Raw genomic sequence first — 17,688 nt, 5'->3', positions numbered from 1 at the left:
CTGGGTTTGGGCTAGTAATTTCTCCACCCCTTTGCTATAATAAAAAGAAATAAAAGGATTAGAGAGGTTCTTTATTTGAAGGAACATTCAATAGACATTCAACTGAGTCACCCAGATGACCTGTTTCATCTTTTTGGTTCCAATGAACGCCATCTTCGTTTGATGGAAGAAGAGCTTGATGTGGTGATTCATGCTCGTACGGAGATTGTGCAGGTTTTGGGAGAAGAGACTACCTGTGAGGAAGCCCGTCAGGTTATTCAGGCTTTGATGGTCTTGGTAAATCGTGGGATGACCGTTGGTACGCCAGATGTGGTGACTGCAATTAGCATGGTCAAAAACGATGAAATTGATAAGTTTGTCGCCCTTTACGAAGAAGAAATTATCAAGGACAATACAGGGAAGCCTATCCGTGTCAAAACACTGGGTCAAAAACTTTATGTGGATAGTGTTAAACAGCATGATGTGACCTTTGGAATCGGACCAGCAGGGACAGGGAAGACCTTTCTTGCAGTGACCTTGGCAGTGACTGCCCTTAAACGTGGGCAAGTCAAACGGATTATCTTAACACGTCCAGCGGTGGAAGCAGGAGAGAGTCTAGGTTTTCTTCCGGGTGATCTTAAGGAGAAGGTAGATCCTTACCTTCGCCCTGTTTATGATGCCTTGTATCAGATTCTGGGAAAAGACCAAACAACTCGACTCATGGAGCGTGAAATTATCGAGATTGCACCTCTTGCCTACATGCGTGGACGAACCTTGGATGATGCCTTTGTCATTCTCGATGAGGCTCAAAATACGACCATCATGCAGATGAAGATGTTCTTGACGCGTTTAGGTTTTCATTCTAAGATGATTGTCAATGGAGATATCAGTCAGATTGACCTGCCACGTAACGTCAAGTCTGGTCTGATTGATGCCCAAGAAAAACTCAAGAACATCCACCAAATCGATTTTGTTCATTTTTCAGCCAAGGATGTGGTTCGCCATCCAGTTGTTGCTCAGATTATCCGAGCTTATGAACCAGCTCCAGTTAAAAAAGAAGAGAGTGAAGAATTAGATCCTCAACCTCTATCTGAAGGATAGTTCTTTTGTACTTAAAGTTATCTCAATGCTAAATCTATAGTAGATTGAAGCTAGCATAGTACGTCGTGATTGCTAAAACATTTCTAGAAATTAATTTGACTCTCCTAATCGATTTGTTCATATTTTATTTCAATCTACTATAAATTTGCGTTTTAAATGTTTCATTCAATATCCTTGTATTAGATTAGAAACGTTTCAAGTGGTGGAATCCTATGGAATCAATCTTTTTAAAACTAGCTCAGTATCCAATAGTGGAGACAGAGCGTTTATTGCTTAGACCTGTAACCTTGGATGATGCGGAAGCTATGTTTGACTATGCCTCGGATAAGGATAATACACGTTACACTTTTCTAACCAATCAAAGCTTGGAAGAAACCAAGAATAACATTGCTCAGTTCTACTTGGTCAATCCCTTGGGACGGTGGGGAATAGAACTAAAAAGCAATGTCAAATTTATCGGAACCATTGATTTGCACAAGATTGATCCTGCTTTTAAGAAGGCAGCCATTGGCTACATTATCCATAAAAAGTATTGGAATCAAGGATTGACGACAGAAGCCAATCGTGCCGTAATTGAGCTGGCTTTTGAGAAGATTGGAATGAACAAGTTAGTTGCTTTACACGATAAGGATAATCCTGCATCTGGAAAGGTCATGGAGAAATCAGGAATGCATTTTTCCCACGTAGAACCATATGCTTGTATGGATCAGCATGAAAAAGGACGAATCGTTACAAGAGTTCATTATGTCTTGACCAAGGAAGACTATTTTGCAAATAAATAAGCAGTTGAGAAGAAATTTTCAACTGTTTTTTCTTCCTCTTACGAATAATCTAAGAGAGGAGAAAATATGGAAGCAATTATCGAGAAAATTAAAGAGTATAAAATCATTGTTATCTGTATCGGTCTGGGCTTACTTGTAGGAGGATTTTTCCTGCTAAAACCAGCTCCACAAACACCTGTCAAGGAAAGGAGTTTGCAGGCAGAAGTTGCAGCAGTTTCCAAGGATTCGGTATCCGAAAAGGATGTGAAGAAGGAAGAAAAGGAAGAATCCCTTGAACAAGAACTAATCACAGTAGATGTAAAAGGAGCTGTTAAAGCACCAGGAATTTATGATTTGCCTGTAGGTAGTAGAGTCAATGACGCTGTTCAGAAGGCTGGTGGCTTGACAGAGCAAGCAGACAGCAAGGCACTCAATCTAGCTCAGAAAGTTAGTGACGAGGCTCTGGTTTACGTTCCCACTAAGGGAGAAGAGGCAGCTAGTCAGCAGGCAGGTCCTAGGACGGCTTCTTCGACGAGCAAGGAAAAGAAGGTCAATCTCAACAAGGCCAGTTTGGAAGAGCTTAAACAGGTCAAGGGACTGGGAGGAAAACGAGCTCAGGACATTATCGACCATCGTGAGATAAATGGGAAATTCAAGTCGGTTGAGGAACTCAAGAAAGTCTCTGGCATTGGTGCTAAGACTATAGAAAAGTTAAAAGACTATGTTACAGTGGATTAAGAATTTCCCCATTCCCCTAATTTACCTGAGTTTTCTATTGCTATGGCTTTACTACGCCATTTTCTCAGCATCATATATCGCACTGTTAGGCTTCGTTTTTCTGCTAGTCTGTCTCTTTATCCAATTTCCGTGGAAGTCTGTTAGAAAAGTTCTAGTGATTTGTGGAATCTTTGGTTTCTGGTTTCTGTTTCAAAATTGGCAACAGAGTCAAGCGAGTCAAAATTTGGCGGATTCTGTTGAAAGGGTGCGGATTTTGCCTGACACTATTAAGGTCAATGGTGATAGTCTGTCCTTTCGTGGTAAGCATGATGGACGCATTTTTCAAGTTTATTATAAACTCCAGTCCGAGGAGGAAAAAGAAGCCTTTCAAGCTTTAACCGATCTTCATGAGATAGGACTAGAAGGAAAGCTTTCGGAGCCAGAAGGGCAGAGAAATTTTGGTGGCTTTGACTACCAAGCTTACCTGAAGACTCAGGGAATTTACCAGACTCTCAATATCAAAAAAATCCAGTCACTTCAAAAGGTTGGCAGTTGGGATATAGGTGAAAACCTGTCCAGTTTACGCCGAAAGGCTGTGGTTTGGATAAAGACACATTTTCCAGACCCTATGCGCAATTACATGACGGGGCTTCTATTAGGACATCTAGACACCGACTTTGAGGAGATGAATGAGCTTTATTCCAGTCTAGGAATTATCCACCTCTTTGCCTTATCAGGCATGCAGGTAGGTTTTTTCATGGATGGATTTAAGAAACTTCTCTTGCGATTGGGCTTGACCCAAGAAAAGTTGAAGTGGTTGACTTATCCCTTTTCCCTTATCTATGCGAGGCTAACTGGATTTTCAGCATCGGTCATTCGCAGTCTCTTGCAAAAATTATTGGCTCAACATGGTGTTAAGGGCTTGGATAATTTTGCCCTGACTGTGCTTGTTCTCTTTATCGTCATGCCCAACTTTTTCTTGACAGCAGGAGGAGTCTTGTCCTGCGCTTATGCTTTTATCTTGACCATGACTAGCAAAGAAGGCGAGGGGCTCCATGCTGTTGCTAGAGAAAGTCTTGTCATTTCTTTGGGTATATTACCCATTTTATCCTTCTATTTTGCAGAATTTCAACCATGGTCCATCCTTTTGACCTTTGTCTTTTCCTTTCTATTTGACTTGGTCTTCTTACCTCTCTTGTCTATCTTATTTGCCCTTTCTTTTATCTATCCAGTTATTCAGCTTAATTTTCTCTTTGAGTGGTTGGAAAGCATTATTCGTTTGGTATCACAGGTGGCAAGTAGGCCTCTGGTCTTTGGACAACCCAATGCATGGCTGTTGATACTACTATTAATTTCTTTGGCTTTGGTCTATGATTTGAGGAAAAGCATAAAAAGGCTAGCAGTATTGAGCTTATTGATTACGGGTATCTTTTTCTTGACTAAGCATCCACTGGAAAATGAAATTACCATGCTGGATGTGGGGCAAGGAGAAAGTATTTTCTTACGGGATGTAACTGGGAAAACCATTCTCATAGATGTCGGTGGCAAGGTAGAATCTGATAAGAAAATCGAAAAATGGCAAGAAAGGACGACGACCAGCAATGCCCAGCGAACCTTGATTCCCTATCTCAAAAGTCGAGGAGTAGCTAAGATTGACCAGCTAATTTTGACTAACACGGACAAGGAGCATGTTGGAGATTTGTTAGAGGTGAACAAGGCATTCCATGTAGGGGAGATCTTAGTATCAAAAGGCAGTTTGAAACAGAAGGAATTTGTGGCAGAACTACAGGCAATTCAAACCAAGGTGCGCAGTGTGACAGCAGGAGAGAACTTGCCAATTTTTGGAAGTCAGTTAGAAGTCTTATCTCCAAGGAAAATAGGAGATGGAGGTTATGATGATTCCCTGGTTCTGTATGGAAAACTTTTGGATAAGTACTTTCTCTTCACAGGAAATTTGGAGGAGAAAGGGGAGAAGGAATTGCTGAAGCAGTATCCTGACCTAGAAGTGGATGTTTTGAAAGCTGGCCAACATGGCTCTAAAAAATCATCAAATTCAGCCTTTTTAGAACATCTCAAACCAGAGATGACTCTCATCTCAGTTGGAAAGAACAATCGAACGAAACTCCCCCATCAGGAAACCTTGACACGACTGGAAGGTATCAATAGCAAAGTTTACCGAACTGACCAGCAAGGAGCTATACGCTTTAAAGGTTGGAAAAATTGGAAAATCGAAAGTGTTCGATAGGAAGGACAAATATTATATATTAGTAAAATAAACTAAAAATCTGTTGCATAATAATGATAAAAACGATATAATGAAAGCGTATTCAAGTTCAATGATATAAAACTATTAAAAATTAGTAAAAACCATTTAATTAGTTAGTTTATGATCTATTGGTCTTTTTCAGTCCAGTGTATCTGCTGTGAGCGTTCTTAAAACTTATAGGTATGATTGGAAAGTGTAGTACGAACTATCACAGTCTCGTTATGACAGCTATTCAGAGTATAAAGTTGGTTCTGGCTGAAATTACAATCGTTATGAGGTACTAAACTACTACAGCGGAGGCTATTAATCCAAAAAGGAGGGCTAGATATGTTGCAGCTTACTCATGTGACCTTAAAAACGCGACAAGTCATCTTACAAGATGTTGATTTTACATTTGAAAAGGGTAGGATTTATGGTATTCTTGCTATCAATGGCTCTGGAAAGACGACACTATTCCGCGCCATTAGCAACTTAATTCCCATAAGTAGTGGAAATATCGCAGTCCCTCCTTCTTTATTTTATTATGAGAGTATTGAATGGCTGGATGGAAACTTAAGTGGGATGGACTACCTTCGTCTTATCAAAAACATCTGGAAGTCAGGGCTGAACTTGGGGGATGAAATTGATTACTGGGAAATGTCTGACTATATCAGCCTTCCCATCCGCAAGTATTCCTTAGGCATGAAGCAACGCTTGGTGATTGCCATGTATTTCCTCAGTCAGGCGAAATGCTGGCTCATGGATGAGATTACAAATGGCTTAGATGAGTATTATCGACAGAAGTTTTTTGATAGGCTAGCACAAATCGATAGACAAGAGCAACTGGTTCTTTTAAGTTCCCACTATAAGGAAGAGTTGGTTGATGTCTGCGATAGAGTAGTAACCATTCATCAGGGGCAAATAGAAGAGGTTTAGTTTATGAAAGATGTTAGTCTATTTTTATTAAAAAAAGTTTTCAAAAGTCGCTTAAACTGGATTATCTTAGCTTTATTTGTATCTGGACTCGGTGTTACCTTTTATTTTAATAGTCAGACTGCAAACTCCGTCAGCTTGGAGAGCGAGTTGGAAACCCGTCTTGTAAAAAATGAGAGAGTCATCAATGAATATGAAGAGAAACTCTCCCAAATATCTGACACCAGCTCGGAGGAATACCAGTTTGCTAAAGAAAATTTAGACTCGCAAAAAAATCATTTGACTCAAAAGACAGAAATTCTGACTTTATTAAAAGAAGGGCGCTGGAAAGAAGCCTACTATTTGCAGTGGCAAGATGTAGAGAAGAGTTATGAAATTTTATCAAAGGAACCGACTGCTAGTTCTGACTTAAAAATGGCGGTTGACCGCGAACGAAAGACTTACCAAGCCCTGTATCCCTTGAACATAAAAGCACATACTTTGGAGTTTCCGACCCACGGGATTGATCAGATTGTCTGGATTTTAGAGGCTATCATCCCAACCTTGTTTGTAGTTGCTATTATTTTTATGCTAACGCAACTATTTGCAGAAAGATATCAAAATCATCTGGATACAGCTCAGTTATATCCTTTTTCAAAAGTGACATTTGCAATGTCTTCTCTTGGAGTTGGGGTGGGCTATGTAACTGTGCTGTTTATCGGAATCAGCGGATTTTCTTTTCTAGTGGGAAGTCTGATAAGTGGTTTTGGACAGTTAGATTATCCCTACCCGATTTATAGCTTAGTGAATCAAGAGGTAACTATTGGAAAGATACAAGATGTGTTATTTCCTAGCTTGCTCTTAACTTTCTTAGCCTTTATCGTCATTGTGGAAGTCGTCTACTTGATTGCTTACTTTTTCAAGCAAAAAATGCCTGTCCTCTTTCTTTCACTTATTGGGATTGTTGGCTTATTGTTTGGCATTCAAACAATTCATCCTCTTCAAAGGATTGCACATCTGATTCCCTTTACTTACTTGCGTTCAGTGGAGATTTTATCTGGAAGATTACCTAAGCTGATTGATAATGTCAATCTAAATTGGGACATGGGGCTAGTTTTACTTCCTTGCCTGATTATCCTTTTGTTAGTGGGGATTCTATTTATCGAAAGATGGGGAAGTTTACGGAAAAAGGAAGTTTTTAATAGATTCTAGCTTTCCTATAGGGAAAATAAGTAAAAACTAACATAGAGAGGGAATCAACTTGGTTCTCTCTTTTTGATGTGGAAACCAAGCCAAAATACAAACACAAACTTTTCAAAAAAATAACTTTTTATCTTGACAAGGGCTAGAAAACTTGGTATCATATAAAAGTTGAGAAAAGCAGAAGTGAGAGCTTCTCGCCTTGTGACATTAAGTTGCCTGGCCCTACGGATGAAAAGTTTCTAAGAAACGCTATCATAACGTGCGGGCTTGTATATTTACGAGTCCGCTATTGTTTTTCTCTAATAAAACAAAAGAGGTGAAAACCATAGCAAAGCAAGACTTATTCATCAATGATGAGATTCGTGTACGTGAAGTTCGCTTGATTGGTCTTGAAGGAGAACAGCTAGGCATCAAGCCACTCAGTGAAGCGCAAGCTTTAGCTGATAACGCTAATGTTGACCTAGTATTGATTCAACCCCAAGCCAAACCGCCTGTTGCAAAAATTATGGACTACGGTAAGTTCAAATTTGAGTACCAGAAGAAGCAAAAAGAACAACGTAAAAAACAAAGTGTTGTTACTGTGAAAGAAGTTCGTCTAAGTCCAACTATTGACAAGGGTGACTTTGATACAAAACTTCGCAATGCACGCAAATTCCTTGAAAAAGGAAATAAAGTTAAGGTATCTATTCGCTTTAAGGGTCGTATGATTACCCATAAAGAGATTGGTGCAAAAGTTTTAGCCGAGTTTGCTGAAGCAACTCAAGATATTGCCATCATCGAACAACGTGCTAAAATGGATGGACGTCAAATGTTCATGCAATTGGCGCCAGCGACTGACAAAAAATAATTGTCAGAAAGTTAAATAAAGGAGAAAAAATCATGCCAAAACAAAAAACACACCGCGCATCAGCTAAACGTTTCAAACGTACAGGTTCTGGTGGACTTAAACGTTTCCGTGCTTACACTTCTCACCGTTTCCACGGAAAAACTAAGAAACAACGTCGTCATCTTCGTAAAGCATCTATGGTGCATTCAGGAGATTACAAACGTATCAAAGCAATGCTTACTCGCTTGAAATAATAGCTTGACTGTAAGTAAACAATTCTAGGAAATATTTGGAGGAAATAAAACATGGCACGTGTTAAAGGTGGCGTTGTATCACGCAAACGTCGTAAACGTATTCTTAAATTAGCAAAAGGTTACTATGGAGCTAAACACATCTTGTTCCGTACTGCAAAAGAACAAGTAATGAACTCTTACTACTATGCATACCGTGACCGTCGTCAGAAAAAACGTGACTTCCGCAAATTGTGGATCACTCGTATCAACGCGGCAGCTCGTATGAACGGACTTTCATACTCACAATTGATGCATGGTTTGAAATTGGCTGAGATCGAAGTTAACCGTAAAATGCTTGCTGACTTGGCTGTTAACGATGCAGCAGCTTTCACAGCTCTTGCAGATGCAGCTAAAGCAAAACTTTGTAAATAATGACAGATAAGACTGGAACAGGATTGTCCCAGTCTTTTTAAAAATAAAGGAGAAAAATATGGCTTCAAAAATGCTACACACTTGCTTGCGAGTAGAAAATCTTGAAAAATCAATTGCATTCTATCAAGATGCTTTTGGTTTTAAAGAATTGCGTCGCAGAGATTTTCCAGATCATGCCTTCACGATTGTCTATCTAGGACTTGAGGGTGACGACTATGAGTTAGAGTTGACTTATAACTACGATCATGGTCCTTATGTGGTTGGAGATGGGTTTGCCCATATCGCCCTCAGTACACCTGATCTTGAAGCTCTTCATCAAGAGCACAGTGCCAAAGGCTATGAAGTAACTGAACCAAATGGTCTACCAGGAACTGCACCAAACTATTACTTTGTCAAAGACCCTGATGGCTACAAGGTTGAAGTCATTCGTGAAAAATAATCTCGTGAGGTCAAGTAGAATGTTCGTTTTCTACTTGACTTTTTTTAGCTGAAAGAGTATACTAGTAAAAATTTAACCTTTAAGGGGAGTCCAGAGAGACTCACAAGGTGTCAGATAAAAGAATAGTGCAATTTTCTAGAGGAGACTTTTTGAGTGTGCTCTCTTGTGTTGTACGATTTTAACTGAGGCCTTGCACTAGCAAGGTCTTTTCTTTATCTGGTCCCCTTAAAATTTAAGGAGGAAAAGTCATGAATCCCACATGTAAGAAACGTTTGGGTACGATTCGATTGGAAACCATGAAGGTGGTTGCACAGGAGGAAATCGCGCCAGCAATCTTTGAATTAGTCCTAGAAGGAGAAATGGTTGAAGCTATGCGGGCAGGGCAATTTCTTCATCTGCGTGTGCCTGATGACGCCCATCTCTTGCGTCGCCCTATTTCAATTTCGTCTATTGATAAGGTTAACAAGCAGTGTCACCTCATTTATCGGATTGAAGGTGCTGGTACAGCTATTTTTTCAACCTTAAGTCAGGGAGATACTCTTGATGTGATGGGGCCTCAGGGGAATGGTTTTGACTTGTCTGACCTGGATGAGCAGAGCCAGATTCTCTTAGTTGGAGGGGGGATTGGTGTACCTCCTTTACTTGAGGTGGCCAAGGAATTGCATGCGAGTGGAGTAAAAGTAGTGACAGTCCTTGGTTTTGCTAATAAGGATGCTGTTATTTTAGAGACGGAATTAGCTCAATATGGTGAGGTCTTTGTAACGACAGATGATGGTTCTTATGGAATTAAGGGAAATGTTTCCGTTGTCATCAAGGATTTAGACAGTCAGTTTGATGCTGTTTACTCATGTGGGGCGCCTGGAATGATGAAGTATATCAATCAAACCTTTTATGACCACCCAAGAGCCTATCTATCTCTAGAATCTCGTATGGCTTGTGGGATGGGGGCTTGCTATGCCTGCGTCCTAAAAGTGCCAGAAAGCGAGACGGTCAGCCAACGCGTCTGTGAAGATGGCCCTGTTTTCCGCACAGGAACAGTTGTATTATAAGGAGAAAATTATGACTACAAATCGTTTACAAGTTTCTCTACCAGGCTTGGATTTGAAAAATCCGATTATTCCAGCATCAGGCTGTTTTGGTTTTGGTCAAGAGTATGCCAAGTACTATGATTTAGACCTTTTAGGTTCTATTATGATCAAGGCGACAACTCTTGAACCCCGCTTTGGCAATCCAACTCCAAGGGTGGCAGAGACACCCGCTGGTATGCTTAATGCAATTGGCTTGCAAAATCCTGGTTTGGAAGTTGTTTTGGCCGAAAAGCTACCTTGGTTGGAAAGAGAATATCCAAATCTTCCTATTATTGCCAATGTAGCTGGTTTTTCAAAACAAGAGTATGCGGCTGTTTCTAGTGGTATTTCCAAGGCAGTTAATGTAAAGGCTATTGAGCTCAATATTTCTTGTCCCAACGTAGATCACTGTAATCATGGACTCCTGATTGGTCAAGATCCAGATTTAGCTTATGATGTGGTGAAAGCAGCTGTGGAAGCCTCTGATGTGCCAGTTTATGTCAAATTAACCCCTAGTGTGACCGATATCGTCACTGTCGCAAAAGCTGCAGAAGATGCGGGAGCAAGTGGATTGACCATGATCAATACCCTAGTTGGAATGCGCTTTGATCTCAAAACCAGAAAACCAATCTTGGCCAATGGAACAGGTGGAATGTCTGGTCCAGCAGTATTTCCAGTAGCCCTCAAACTCATCCGCCAAGTCGCCCAAACAACAGACCTGCCTATCATTGGAATGGGAGGAGTGGATTCGGCTGAAGCTGCCCTAGAAATGTATCTGGCTGGAGCATCTGCTATTGGAGTTGGAACAGCCAACTTTACCAATCCTTATGCCTGCCCTGATATTATTGAAAATCTGCCAAAAGTCATGGACAAATACGGCATCAGCAGTCTAGGAAATCTACGCAAGGAAGTAAAAGCCAGCCTTAGATAAGCTAGACCATCCTTATTGTCAATAAGAAATAGAATTTTCATCATTTTGTAATATTTTCTTCTTTTAACTATGTTAGAATAAAGTTAATTACGAATGATGTAGACGAATATCTACTTAGGGGAGTAAAATGAAGAGAACACTACTTGTAAGCACGGCAGTGCTTGCATTGGCAATTGTGCCCACAACATCAGTCTTTGCTGAAGGTAGTAAAACAACAGACCAAAGTCAAACGACGAATAAGAGTCAATCAGTGGAAGAGAGTCAGCCAAAAGATAAAAATCAGACTCCAGCATCAGAAGAGAAAAAAGTTGTTGAAAATACAAAGAATGAAGCTGAAAAGACGGAAAAAAAGAAAGAACCAGTTGTTGTAAAAGAAAATAATTCTAAAAAAGAGGCTATTTCAAATAAAGAAAAAGTTGAAGAAGCTCCTAAGAATGGTTGGCAGAAAGAGCATGGGAAATGGCTTTTTTATGAGAATAATCAACCAATCAAAAACTGGAAAAAGATTGCGGGTGTCTGGTATTTCTTTGATCAACATGGAATCATGGTCAGCAATAGAATTGTTAATGATTATGCTTTTCATACTAGTGGAGCAATGGTAGAAAATTCCTGGGTGAAAATTGCGGATAAATGGTACTATGCTACAGATTCAGGAAAGATTGTTCGTAATAGATGGGAAAAAATTGGCAATGTTTGGTATTACTTCAAGCAAGATGGAGTTATGGCTAGCAATGTTCTAGTGAACGATTATCTTCTTAATAGTAGTGGGGCGATGGCTCAAAATGATTGGGTGACGATTACTGATAAATGGTATTATGCTACAGATTCAGGAAAGATCCTTCGTAATAAATGGGAAAAAATTAAGGGCGCATGGTATTATTTTAATAATGATGGTGTGATGGCCAGTAATCAGTGGAAAAATGCTTACTATCTAAAAAATAGTGGAGCAATGGCTGAAAAAGAATGGATTTTTGATAAATCTTATAATAGCTGGTTTTACCTAAAATCAGGTGGTGCTTATGCTTCACGTGAATGGATTGGTGCTTATTACCTAAAATCTGGTGGTTATATGGCCAAGAATGAATGGATTTTTGATTCTAACTACAATGCATGGTACTACCTAAAAGAAGATGGAAGCTATGTTACTGGTGGTTTTAACATCAAAAATAAAGAGTACTTCTTCCAAGATAACGGAAAGTGGATTCAAATCCCCAAATATTTTAAGGTTAAACCAATCACAGCATATATTTATAGCGAATCAGGAGATATTTTGAGCTATGTCAATCAGGGAAGTATTGTGACCTATGATAGCTCTAAAACTAAGGGAAGTCGTCTTGCTGTTTCAATATCAGGCTTGTCTGGTTATATGAATCAAAGTGATTTGACTTTAGTTGAGGAAGGAAGTGAGTTTATTCCTCACTATACTACTGACGGAAGATTCCTATATCATGAACTTTCTCCATACACGAGTATTCGGGTAGCTCCACACACTTCAGCGATGAAAATTGGTAAGAAGTATTATTCAAAGGATGGAGAACATTTCGATGGGTTTACTATCAAAAATCGTTTCCTTTTCAAAAATTTAACTGAACCAACCAACTATAGTGCGGATGAATTAAATAGAGTTTATTCGATGATGAATATCCGAAACAGCCGTCTTGCTGGTAAAGGAGCAATTTTTAAAGAAGCTGAAAAACGTTACGGTATCAATGCTCTCTATTTAATGGCTCACAGTGCGCTAGAAAGTGCTTGGGGACGTAGCCAAATTGCTAATGATAAAAATAACTTCTTCGGTATAGCTGCTTACGATACCAGTCCTTATGATTCAGCTAAGAAATTTGATGATGTAGATAAAGGAATTCTTGGTGCGGCCAAGTGGATTCGTGAGAACTATATTGACCGTGGAAGAGATCACCTTGGAAATAAAGCGACAGGAATGAATGTTCGCTATGCATCAGATCCGTACTGGGGTGAAAAAATAGCTAGTATTATGATGAATATTAACAGTCGACTTGGTGGAAAAGATTAAAAGATAAGCAACGATAACTGCTGAAAAGTGGTTGTCGTTTTTTTATTTCAACTATTATGCTTTACAAAGTAGTGTGAAAGTGGTATATTATTGATGAAGCTACTAGTAGGTATTACAAAATAGATAGAAGGGAGAAGTGATGAAAGAAACTCAGCTATTAAAAGGTGTTCTTGAAGGTTGTGTCTTGGATATGATTGGTCAAAAAGAGCGGTATGGTTATGAGTTGGTTCAGACTTTGCGAGAGGCTGGATTTGATACTATCGTTCCAGGAACTATTTATCCTTTGTTGCAAAAGTTAGAAAAAAATCAATGGATAAGAGGCGACATGCGTCCGTCGCCAGATGGTCCAGATCGGAAGTATTTTTCGTTAACGAAAGAAGGAGAAGAGCGTGTCTCGGTCTTTTGGCAACAATGGGACGATTTGAGTCAAAAAGTAGAAGGAATTAAGAATGGAGGGTAAACCATGACGAAAATGAAGTATTATGAAGAAACAAGTGCTTTGTTGCATCAGTTTTCTGAGGACAATCAGCAGTATTTTGAGGAGCTCTGGGATAGTTTTAATCTTGCTGGATTTCTCTATGATGAGGACTATCTTAGAGAGCAGATTTATTTGATGATGTTAGATTTCTCAGAAGCAGAACGAGATGGCATGAGTGCAGAGGAGTATCTAGGTAAGAATCCTAAAAAATTAATGAGAGAGATGCTCAAGGAAGCCCCTCGCAGTTCTATCAAAGAGTCCCTTTTGACGCCAATTCTTGTCCTAGCGGTATTACGCTACTATCAACTATTAGGTGATTTTTCTAAAGGTCCTCTCTTAACAGTCAATTTGCTTACGTTTTTAGGGCAACTTCTTCTTTTTCTGGTCGGATTTGGGCTTGTGGCTACAATTTTACGAAGAAGTTTAGTCCAAGATTCTCCTAAAATGAAAATTGGTACCTATATTGTCGTTGGGATTCTTGTTCTGCTAGTTGTTCTGGGATATGTAGGAATGGCAAGCTTCATACAAGAAGGAGCCTTTTATCTTCCTGCTCCCTGGGATAGTTTATCTGTATTTACGATTTCGCTGGTCATCAGTATTTGGAATTGGAAAGAACCGATTTTTCGTCCCTTTGTCAGTATGATTGTTGCCCACCTTATTGTAGGTTCTCTGCTCCGTTACTATGAGTGGATGGGCATTTCAAATGTTTTCCTTACAAAAGTCATTCCTTTAGCTGTCCTCTTTATTGGAATCTTTGTCTTGTTCCGTGGGTTTAAGAAGATAAAATGGAGTGAAATATAGTCAAAAAGCCGTTGCAAAGAGGTTTTTGTTATAATGAAGGGAAGAATGTTAGAAATTAAAGGAGAAAAAATTTGATGAGATACATAACTCTTGGTCAAGATGACAAAGAATTATCAGAAATTGTTCTCGGAATGATGAGAATAAAAGATAAGTCTGTAAAAGAAGTTGAAGAGCTTGTAGAAACAGCACTTTCTGTTGGAATCAATGCCTTCGACTTGGCTGATATATATGGTCGAGGTCGTTGTGAAGAACTGCTAGGTCTTGTCCTAAAAAATCGTCCAGATTTAAGAGAAAAGATGTGGATTCAGTCAAAATGTGGCATTCGCATTGAAGAATTTACCTATTTTGATTTTTCTAAGGACTATATTATAAAATCAGTTGACGGAATTTTGCAAAGATTGAAGATTGATCATCTAGATAGTTTGCTTCTTCATCGACCAGATGCTTTGATGGAATCTGACCAAGTAGCAGAAGCCTTTGATCTCCTTTATAAACAAGGTAAGGTTCGAGATTTTGGAGTTTCTAATCAAAATCCTATGATGATGGAGTTGCTTAAAAAAGATGTCAAGCAGCCGTTAGCTGTTAATCAGCTACAATTGAGTGCGGCTTTTACTCCAGGATTCGAATCAGGTTTTCATGTTAATATGGAAGATAGTCAAGCAGCTATGCGAGATGGCAGCATTTTTGAATATTGCAAATTACACGATGTGGTCATTCAAGCATGGTCTGTCTTACAATTTGGATATTTTAAAGGGAATTTTGTTGGAAATGAGAAATTTCAAGTTTTAAATCAAGTACTTGATCGTTTAGCTATTAAATATGGAGTAACCTCTTCAACTATTGCCATTTCTTGGATATTGCGTTATCCAGCAAAAATGCAGGCAGTCGTAGGTACAACAAATCCTAAGCACTTGAGAGAAGTTAGCCAAGTGGCAAACTTTAGCTTAACAAGAAAAGAATGGTATGAAATTTATCTTGCAGCAGGGAATAATTTGCCGTAAGTAGAAGCAGATGTAAATAAATCACAGTCAAAAAGCCGTTGCAAAGCGGTTTTTTTGTTATAATGAAGGGAAGAATTATTGATTTTAAAGGAGAAAAACATGACATTTGAAGAAATTCTACCCGGGTTAAAGGCTAAGAAAAAATATGTACGTACTGGTTGGGGAGGTGCTGAAAACTATGTGCAGCTTTTTGATACCATTGAACAAAACGGGGTTGCACTTGAAGTGACGCCCTACTTCCTAATCAACGTTTCTGGGGAGGGAGAAGGTTTTTCCATGTGGAGTCCGACACCTTGTGATGTTTTGGCGACGGATTGGGTAGAAGTGCATGACTAGACGTGTACTCATTACAGGAGTGAGTTCAGGAATTGGACTAGCTCAGGCTCGACTTTTTTTAGAGAAGAGCTATCAAGTTTATGGAGTTGACCAAGGTGAAAATCCACTCTTAGAGGGTGATTTCCACTTTTTACAGAGAGATTTGACCTTGGACTTAGAGCCTATTTTTGACTGGTGTCCTAGGGTGGATGTTTTGTGCAATACTGCTGGAGTTTTGGATGATTACAAACCACTTTTGGAACAAACGGCGCAGGAAATTCAAGAGATTTTTGAAATCAACTATATGACTCCTGTTGAGTTGACTCGCTATTACTTGACACAAATGCTGGAGAATAAAAAAGGGACCATTATCAATATGTGCTCCATCGCTTCTAGTTTAGCAGGCGGTGGTGGGCACGCCTATACCTCATCTAAGCATGCCTTGGCAGGCTTCACCAAGCAGTTGGCTCTAGACTATGCTGAAGCTGGGATTCAGGTCTTTGGTATCGCTCCAGGAGCAGTCAAGACAGCTATGACCGCTGCCGACTTTGAACCAGGTGGCTTGGCTGACTGGGTGGCGAGTGAAACACCAATCAAACGCTGGATCGAGCCAGAGGAAATAGCAGAGATTAGCCTTTTCTTAGCAAGTGGAAAGGCATCTGCCATGCAGGGACAAATTTTGACAATAGATGGTGGCTGGTCTTTGAAATAGGAGGAGTTGGATGGATATTCAAGAAATCACAGAAGAAAATGCATCGCCATTAGTCTTGAAGGTTAAGTCTGAATTATTAGGATTTTCGGAACTGGACAAGACTTCTTACATGAATTGGTAGGTGAATGATGAGAAACCAACTTGCCCTTAGTGGAGAACAAATTGTTGAAAAAGTTTACCCACAACTATTTCATCATGTTGGCATGATTCGTGGGGAATATTTGTTGAGAGAGATTAATCAAAACATCATATTAGCAAGTTGTAAAAGATTATCTAGAGACTATCTGCTCCCTGTACTCAGATGAAGAAGTTTGGTATCGTTTTACTGAATTAACGAATACAGAAGCTAATTGTCTAAAGGGGACTAAAGAGTATTTTGATGAAAATCATCCCTTATTTGGATATAGAGGAACTAGGCGTTTGCTGGCGTGTCTGGATGAATTTCAGGCTGAAGCACATGTCGTTACAGAAGTTTATCAAAACAATCCCAATCTATCTGTTATCTTTCCTTTTGTCAATGATGCTGGGCAGTTAAAGCAAGCTATTACAGTATTGCGTCAGCAGGGTTTTACTGGGAAAATTGCCACGATGATTGAATTACCGTCAGCATATTTTGACTTAGACAGGATACTGGAAACGGGCATTTCAAAGATTGTAGTTGGAATGAATGATTTGACTTCTTTTGTTTTTGCGACTGTGAGAAACAGTCAATGGCATGATATGGAAAGTCCAATAATGTTAGATATGCTAAGAGATATGCAGGATAAAGCAAGGATGAAAAAGATTGACTTTGCTGTAGCAGGATATCTGAATGTTTCTTTCATACAAAAAATGAATCAGATGGGTATCGAATGCATTATTCACTACAGTTCTATTCCAGATATTTTTAATTTAGAGATTGACCATCCAGACCATCTCAAACACATAAAAGAAGAAAGTAAAAAATTACAAAGGAGCACCCGTGACACCGCAAGAAATGTGGAATGCCTACAAGCAAATCAACCCCTCAATTGGAGATGAAATCGATGCTTGGGCTTTTGGAGTAGAACCAGATCTTTTAGCAGATTTGGTTTTAAGAGGCGAAAAGACAGCAACCGCCTCGGCCTATGACCTCTACGCACTAGAAGACGAACCCCTTCCGCAAGAAGGAACTTTTGATGTCATTTTAGATAGTCAAAATCAGGCTGTCTGTATTGTTGAAATTACAAAGGTTTCTGTTGAACCTTTTAATCAAGTTTCTGCTGACCATGCCTATAAGGAAGGTGAGGGAGACAAATCTTTAGCTTATTGGCGTCAGGTTCATGAGGACTTTTTCACAGACTGCTTGGGCGAAGCAGGACTGACTTTTAGACCTGAAAGCAAGGTTGTTTTAGAAGAATTTCGCAAGGTCTACCCACTGTAGACTGCAGAAGGAAGAAAGTTTTGGAAATCGCTGTCCAATCCTTTTTTCTTAGGCAAAACATGTTATAATAAGTTTGTTTGAAGAAGAGCTCTAGCTCTTAAACT

At 39.4% G+C, this 17,688-nt stretch carries 19 protein-coding genes, 1 pseudogene and 1 other annotated feature; all 20 genes and pseudogenes read left to right on the top strand.

Annotated features, from left to right (window positions below; all coding sequences use genetic code 11):
- The first annotated feature begins 75 nt into the window (after positions 1 to 75).
- The 20 genes and pseudogenes from MK482_RS03250 (at position 76) to MK482_RS03150 (ending at position 17,584) form a co-directional block, all read left to right on the top strand.
- Positions 76 to 1,080, top strand: a complete 1,005-nt coding sequence (locus MK482_RS03250) for a PhoH family protein (RefSeq protein ID WP_268717965.1) — start codon at positions 76 to 78, stop codon at positions 1,078 to 1,080.
- A gap of 212 nt (positions 1,081 to 1,292) precedes the next feature.
- On the top strand, positions 1,293 to 1,862 hold the full coding sequence (locus tag MK482_RS03245; protein ID WP_268717964.1) for a GNAT family N-acetyltransferase: 570 nt from the start codon (positions 1,293 to 1,295) through the stop codon (positions 1,860 to 1,862).
- A gap of 66 nt (positions 1,863 to 1,928) precedes the next feature.
- The gene (locus MK482_RS03240; RefSeq protein ID WP_268717963.1) at positions 1,929 to 2,579 is read left to right on the top strand and encodes a helix-hairpin-helix domain-containing protein; all 651 of its coding nucleotides are present in this window, start codon (positions 1,929 to 1,931) and stop codon (positions 2,577 to 2,579) included.
- The gene (locus MK482_RS03235) at positions 2,563 to 4,803 is read left to right on the top strand and encodes a DNA internalization-related competence protein ComEC/Rec2 (protein WP_268717962.1); all 2,241 of its coding nucleotides are present in this window, start codon (positions 2,563 to 2,565) and stop codon (positions 4,801 to 4,803) included. The genes MK482_RS03240 and MK482_RS03235 overlap by 17 nt, the downstream gene beginning before the upstream one ends.
- A 348-nt stretch (positions 4,804 to 5,151) precedes the next feature.
- Entirely contained in the window at positions 5,152 to 5,739 is a 588-nt protein-coding gene (locus MK482_RS03225) for an ABC transporter ATP-binding protein (protein ID WP_070478865.1), read from the top strand.
- Positions 5,740 to 5,742: 3 nt separating this feature from the next.
- Entirely contained in the window at positions 5,743 to 6,927 is a 1,185-nt protein-coding gene (locus MK482_RS03220; RefSeq protein WP_268717961.1) for a hypothetical protein, read from the top strand.
- Positions 6,928 to 7,087: 160 nt separating this feature from the next.
- Positions 7,088 to 7,219 (top strand) — a sequence feature (ribosomal protein L20 leader region).
- 15 nt (positions 7,220 to 7,234) lie between these two features.
- Positions 7,235 to 7,765: a translation initiation factor IF-3 gene (gene infC / locus MK482_RS03215; protein WP_000848180.1), complete on the top strand. Its 531-nt coding sequence runs from the start codon at positions 7,235 to 7,237 to the stop codon at positions 7,763 to 7,765.
- Between the two features lie 32 nt (positions 7,766 to 7,797).
- A complete protein-coding gene (rpmI, locus tag MK482_RS03210) occupies positions 7,798 to 7,998 on the top strand; it encodes a 50S ribosomal protein L35 (protein ID WP_001125943.1) in 201 nt (66 codons plus the stop codon).
- A gap of 51 nt (positions 7,999 to 8,049) precedes the next feature.
- Positions 8,050 to 8,409 (top strand): 50S ribosomal protein L20, encoded by a 360-nt coding sequence (gene rplT / locus MK482_RS03205; protein ID WP_268717960.1) that lies wholly within the window; start codon positions 8,050 to 8,052, stop codon positions 8,407 to 8,409.
- A gap of 58 nt (positions 8,410 to 8,467) precedes the next feature.
- Complete coding sequence (locus tag MK482_RS03200; protein ID WP_000157153.1) at positions 8,468 to 8,848, top strand: VOC family protein; 381 nt, start codon at positions 8,468 to 8,470, stop codon at positions 8,846 to 8,848.
- Positions 8,849 to 9,096: 248 nt separating this feature from the next.
- A complete protein-coding gene (locus MK482_RS03195; RefSeq protein ID WP_268717959.1) occupies positions 9,097 to 9,897 on the top strand; it encodes a dihydroorotate dehydrogenase electron transfer subunit in 801 nt (266 codons plus the stop codon).
- Positions 9,860 to 10,846: a dihydroorotate dehydrogenase gene (locus MK482_RS03190; protein WP_268717958.1), complete on the top strand. Its 987-nt coding sequence runs from the start codon at positions 9,860 to 9,862 to the stop codon at positions 10,844 to 10,846. Before MK482_RS03195 ends, MK482_RS03190 begins: the two co-directional genes overlap by 38 nt.
- A gap of 127 nt (positions 10,847 to 10,973) precedes the next feature.
- Positions 10,974 to 12,875, top strand: coding sequence for a glucosaminidase domain-containing protein (locus MK482_RS03185; RefSeq protein ID WP_268717957.1), 1,902 nt, complete (start codon positions 10,974 to 10,976; stop codon positions 12,873 to 12,875).
- A gap of 139 nt (positions 12,876 to 13,014) precedes the next feature.
- On the top strand, positions 13,015 to 13,335 hold the full coding sequence (locus MK482_RS03180; protein WP_000665422.1) for a PadR family transcriptional regulator: 321 nt from the start codon (positions 13,015 to 13,017) through the stop codon (positions 13,333 to 13,335).
- Between the two features lie 3 nt (positions 13,336 to 13,338).
- Positions 13,339 to 14,154, top strand: coding sequence for a hypothetical protein (locus tag MK482_RS03175; RefSeq protein ID WP_268717956.1), 816 nt, complete (start codon positions 13,339 to 13,341; stop codon positions 14,152 to 14,154).
- Between the two features lie 74 nt (positions 14,155 to 14,228).
- On the top strand, positions 14,229 to 15,155 hold the full coding sequence (locus MK482_RS03170) for an aldo/keto reductase (protein ID WP_268717955.1): 927 nt from the start codon (positions 14,229 to 14,231) through the stop codon (positions 15,153 to 15,155).
- A gap of 99 nt (positions 15,156 to 15,254) precedes the next feature.
- Positions 15,255 to 15,491 carry a DUF2829 domain-containing protein gene (locus MK482_RS03165; protein ID WP_000141913.1) on the top strand — a complete coding sequence of 79 codons (237 nt, stop codon included), beginning with the start codon at positions 15,255 to 15,257 and terminating at the stop codon, positions 15,489 to 15,491.
- A complete protein-coding gene (locus MK482_RS03160; protein WP_268717954.1) occupies positions 15,484 to 16,182 on the top strand; it encodes a 3-oxoacyl-ACP reductase in 699 nt (232 codons plus the stop codon). Before MK482_RS03165 ends, MK482_RS03160 begins: the two co-directional genes overlap by 8 nt.
- Positions 16,183 to 16,310: 128 nt before the next feature.
- Positions 16,311 to 17,202 (top strand): annotated as a pseudogene (locus MK482_RS03155) (putative PEP-binding protein).
- Positions 17,144 to 17,584, top strand: a complete 441-nt coding sequence (locus MK482_RS03150) for an ASCH domain-containing protein (protein ID WP_268717953.1) — start codon at positions 17,144 to 17,146, stop codon at positions 17,582 to 17,584. Before MK482_RS03155 ends, MK482_RS03150 begins: the two are co-directional and overlap by 59 nt.
- The last annotated feature ends 104 nt before the right edge of the window (positions 17,585 to 17,688 follow it).

This window comes from Streptococcus mitis (assembly GCF_026782865.1).
Taxonomy (GTDB): domain Bacteria; phylum Bacillota; class Bacilli; order Lactobacillales; family Streptococcaceae; genus Streptococcus; species Streptococcus mitis_CG.
Note: the sequence above shows the minus strand (reverse complement) of the source record. Positions and strands in the feature narration are given on the sequence as shown.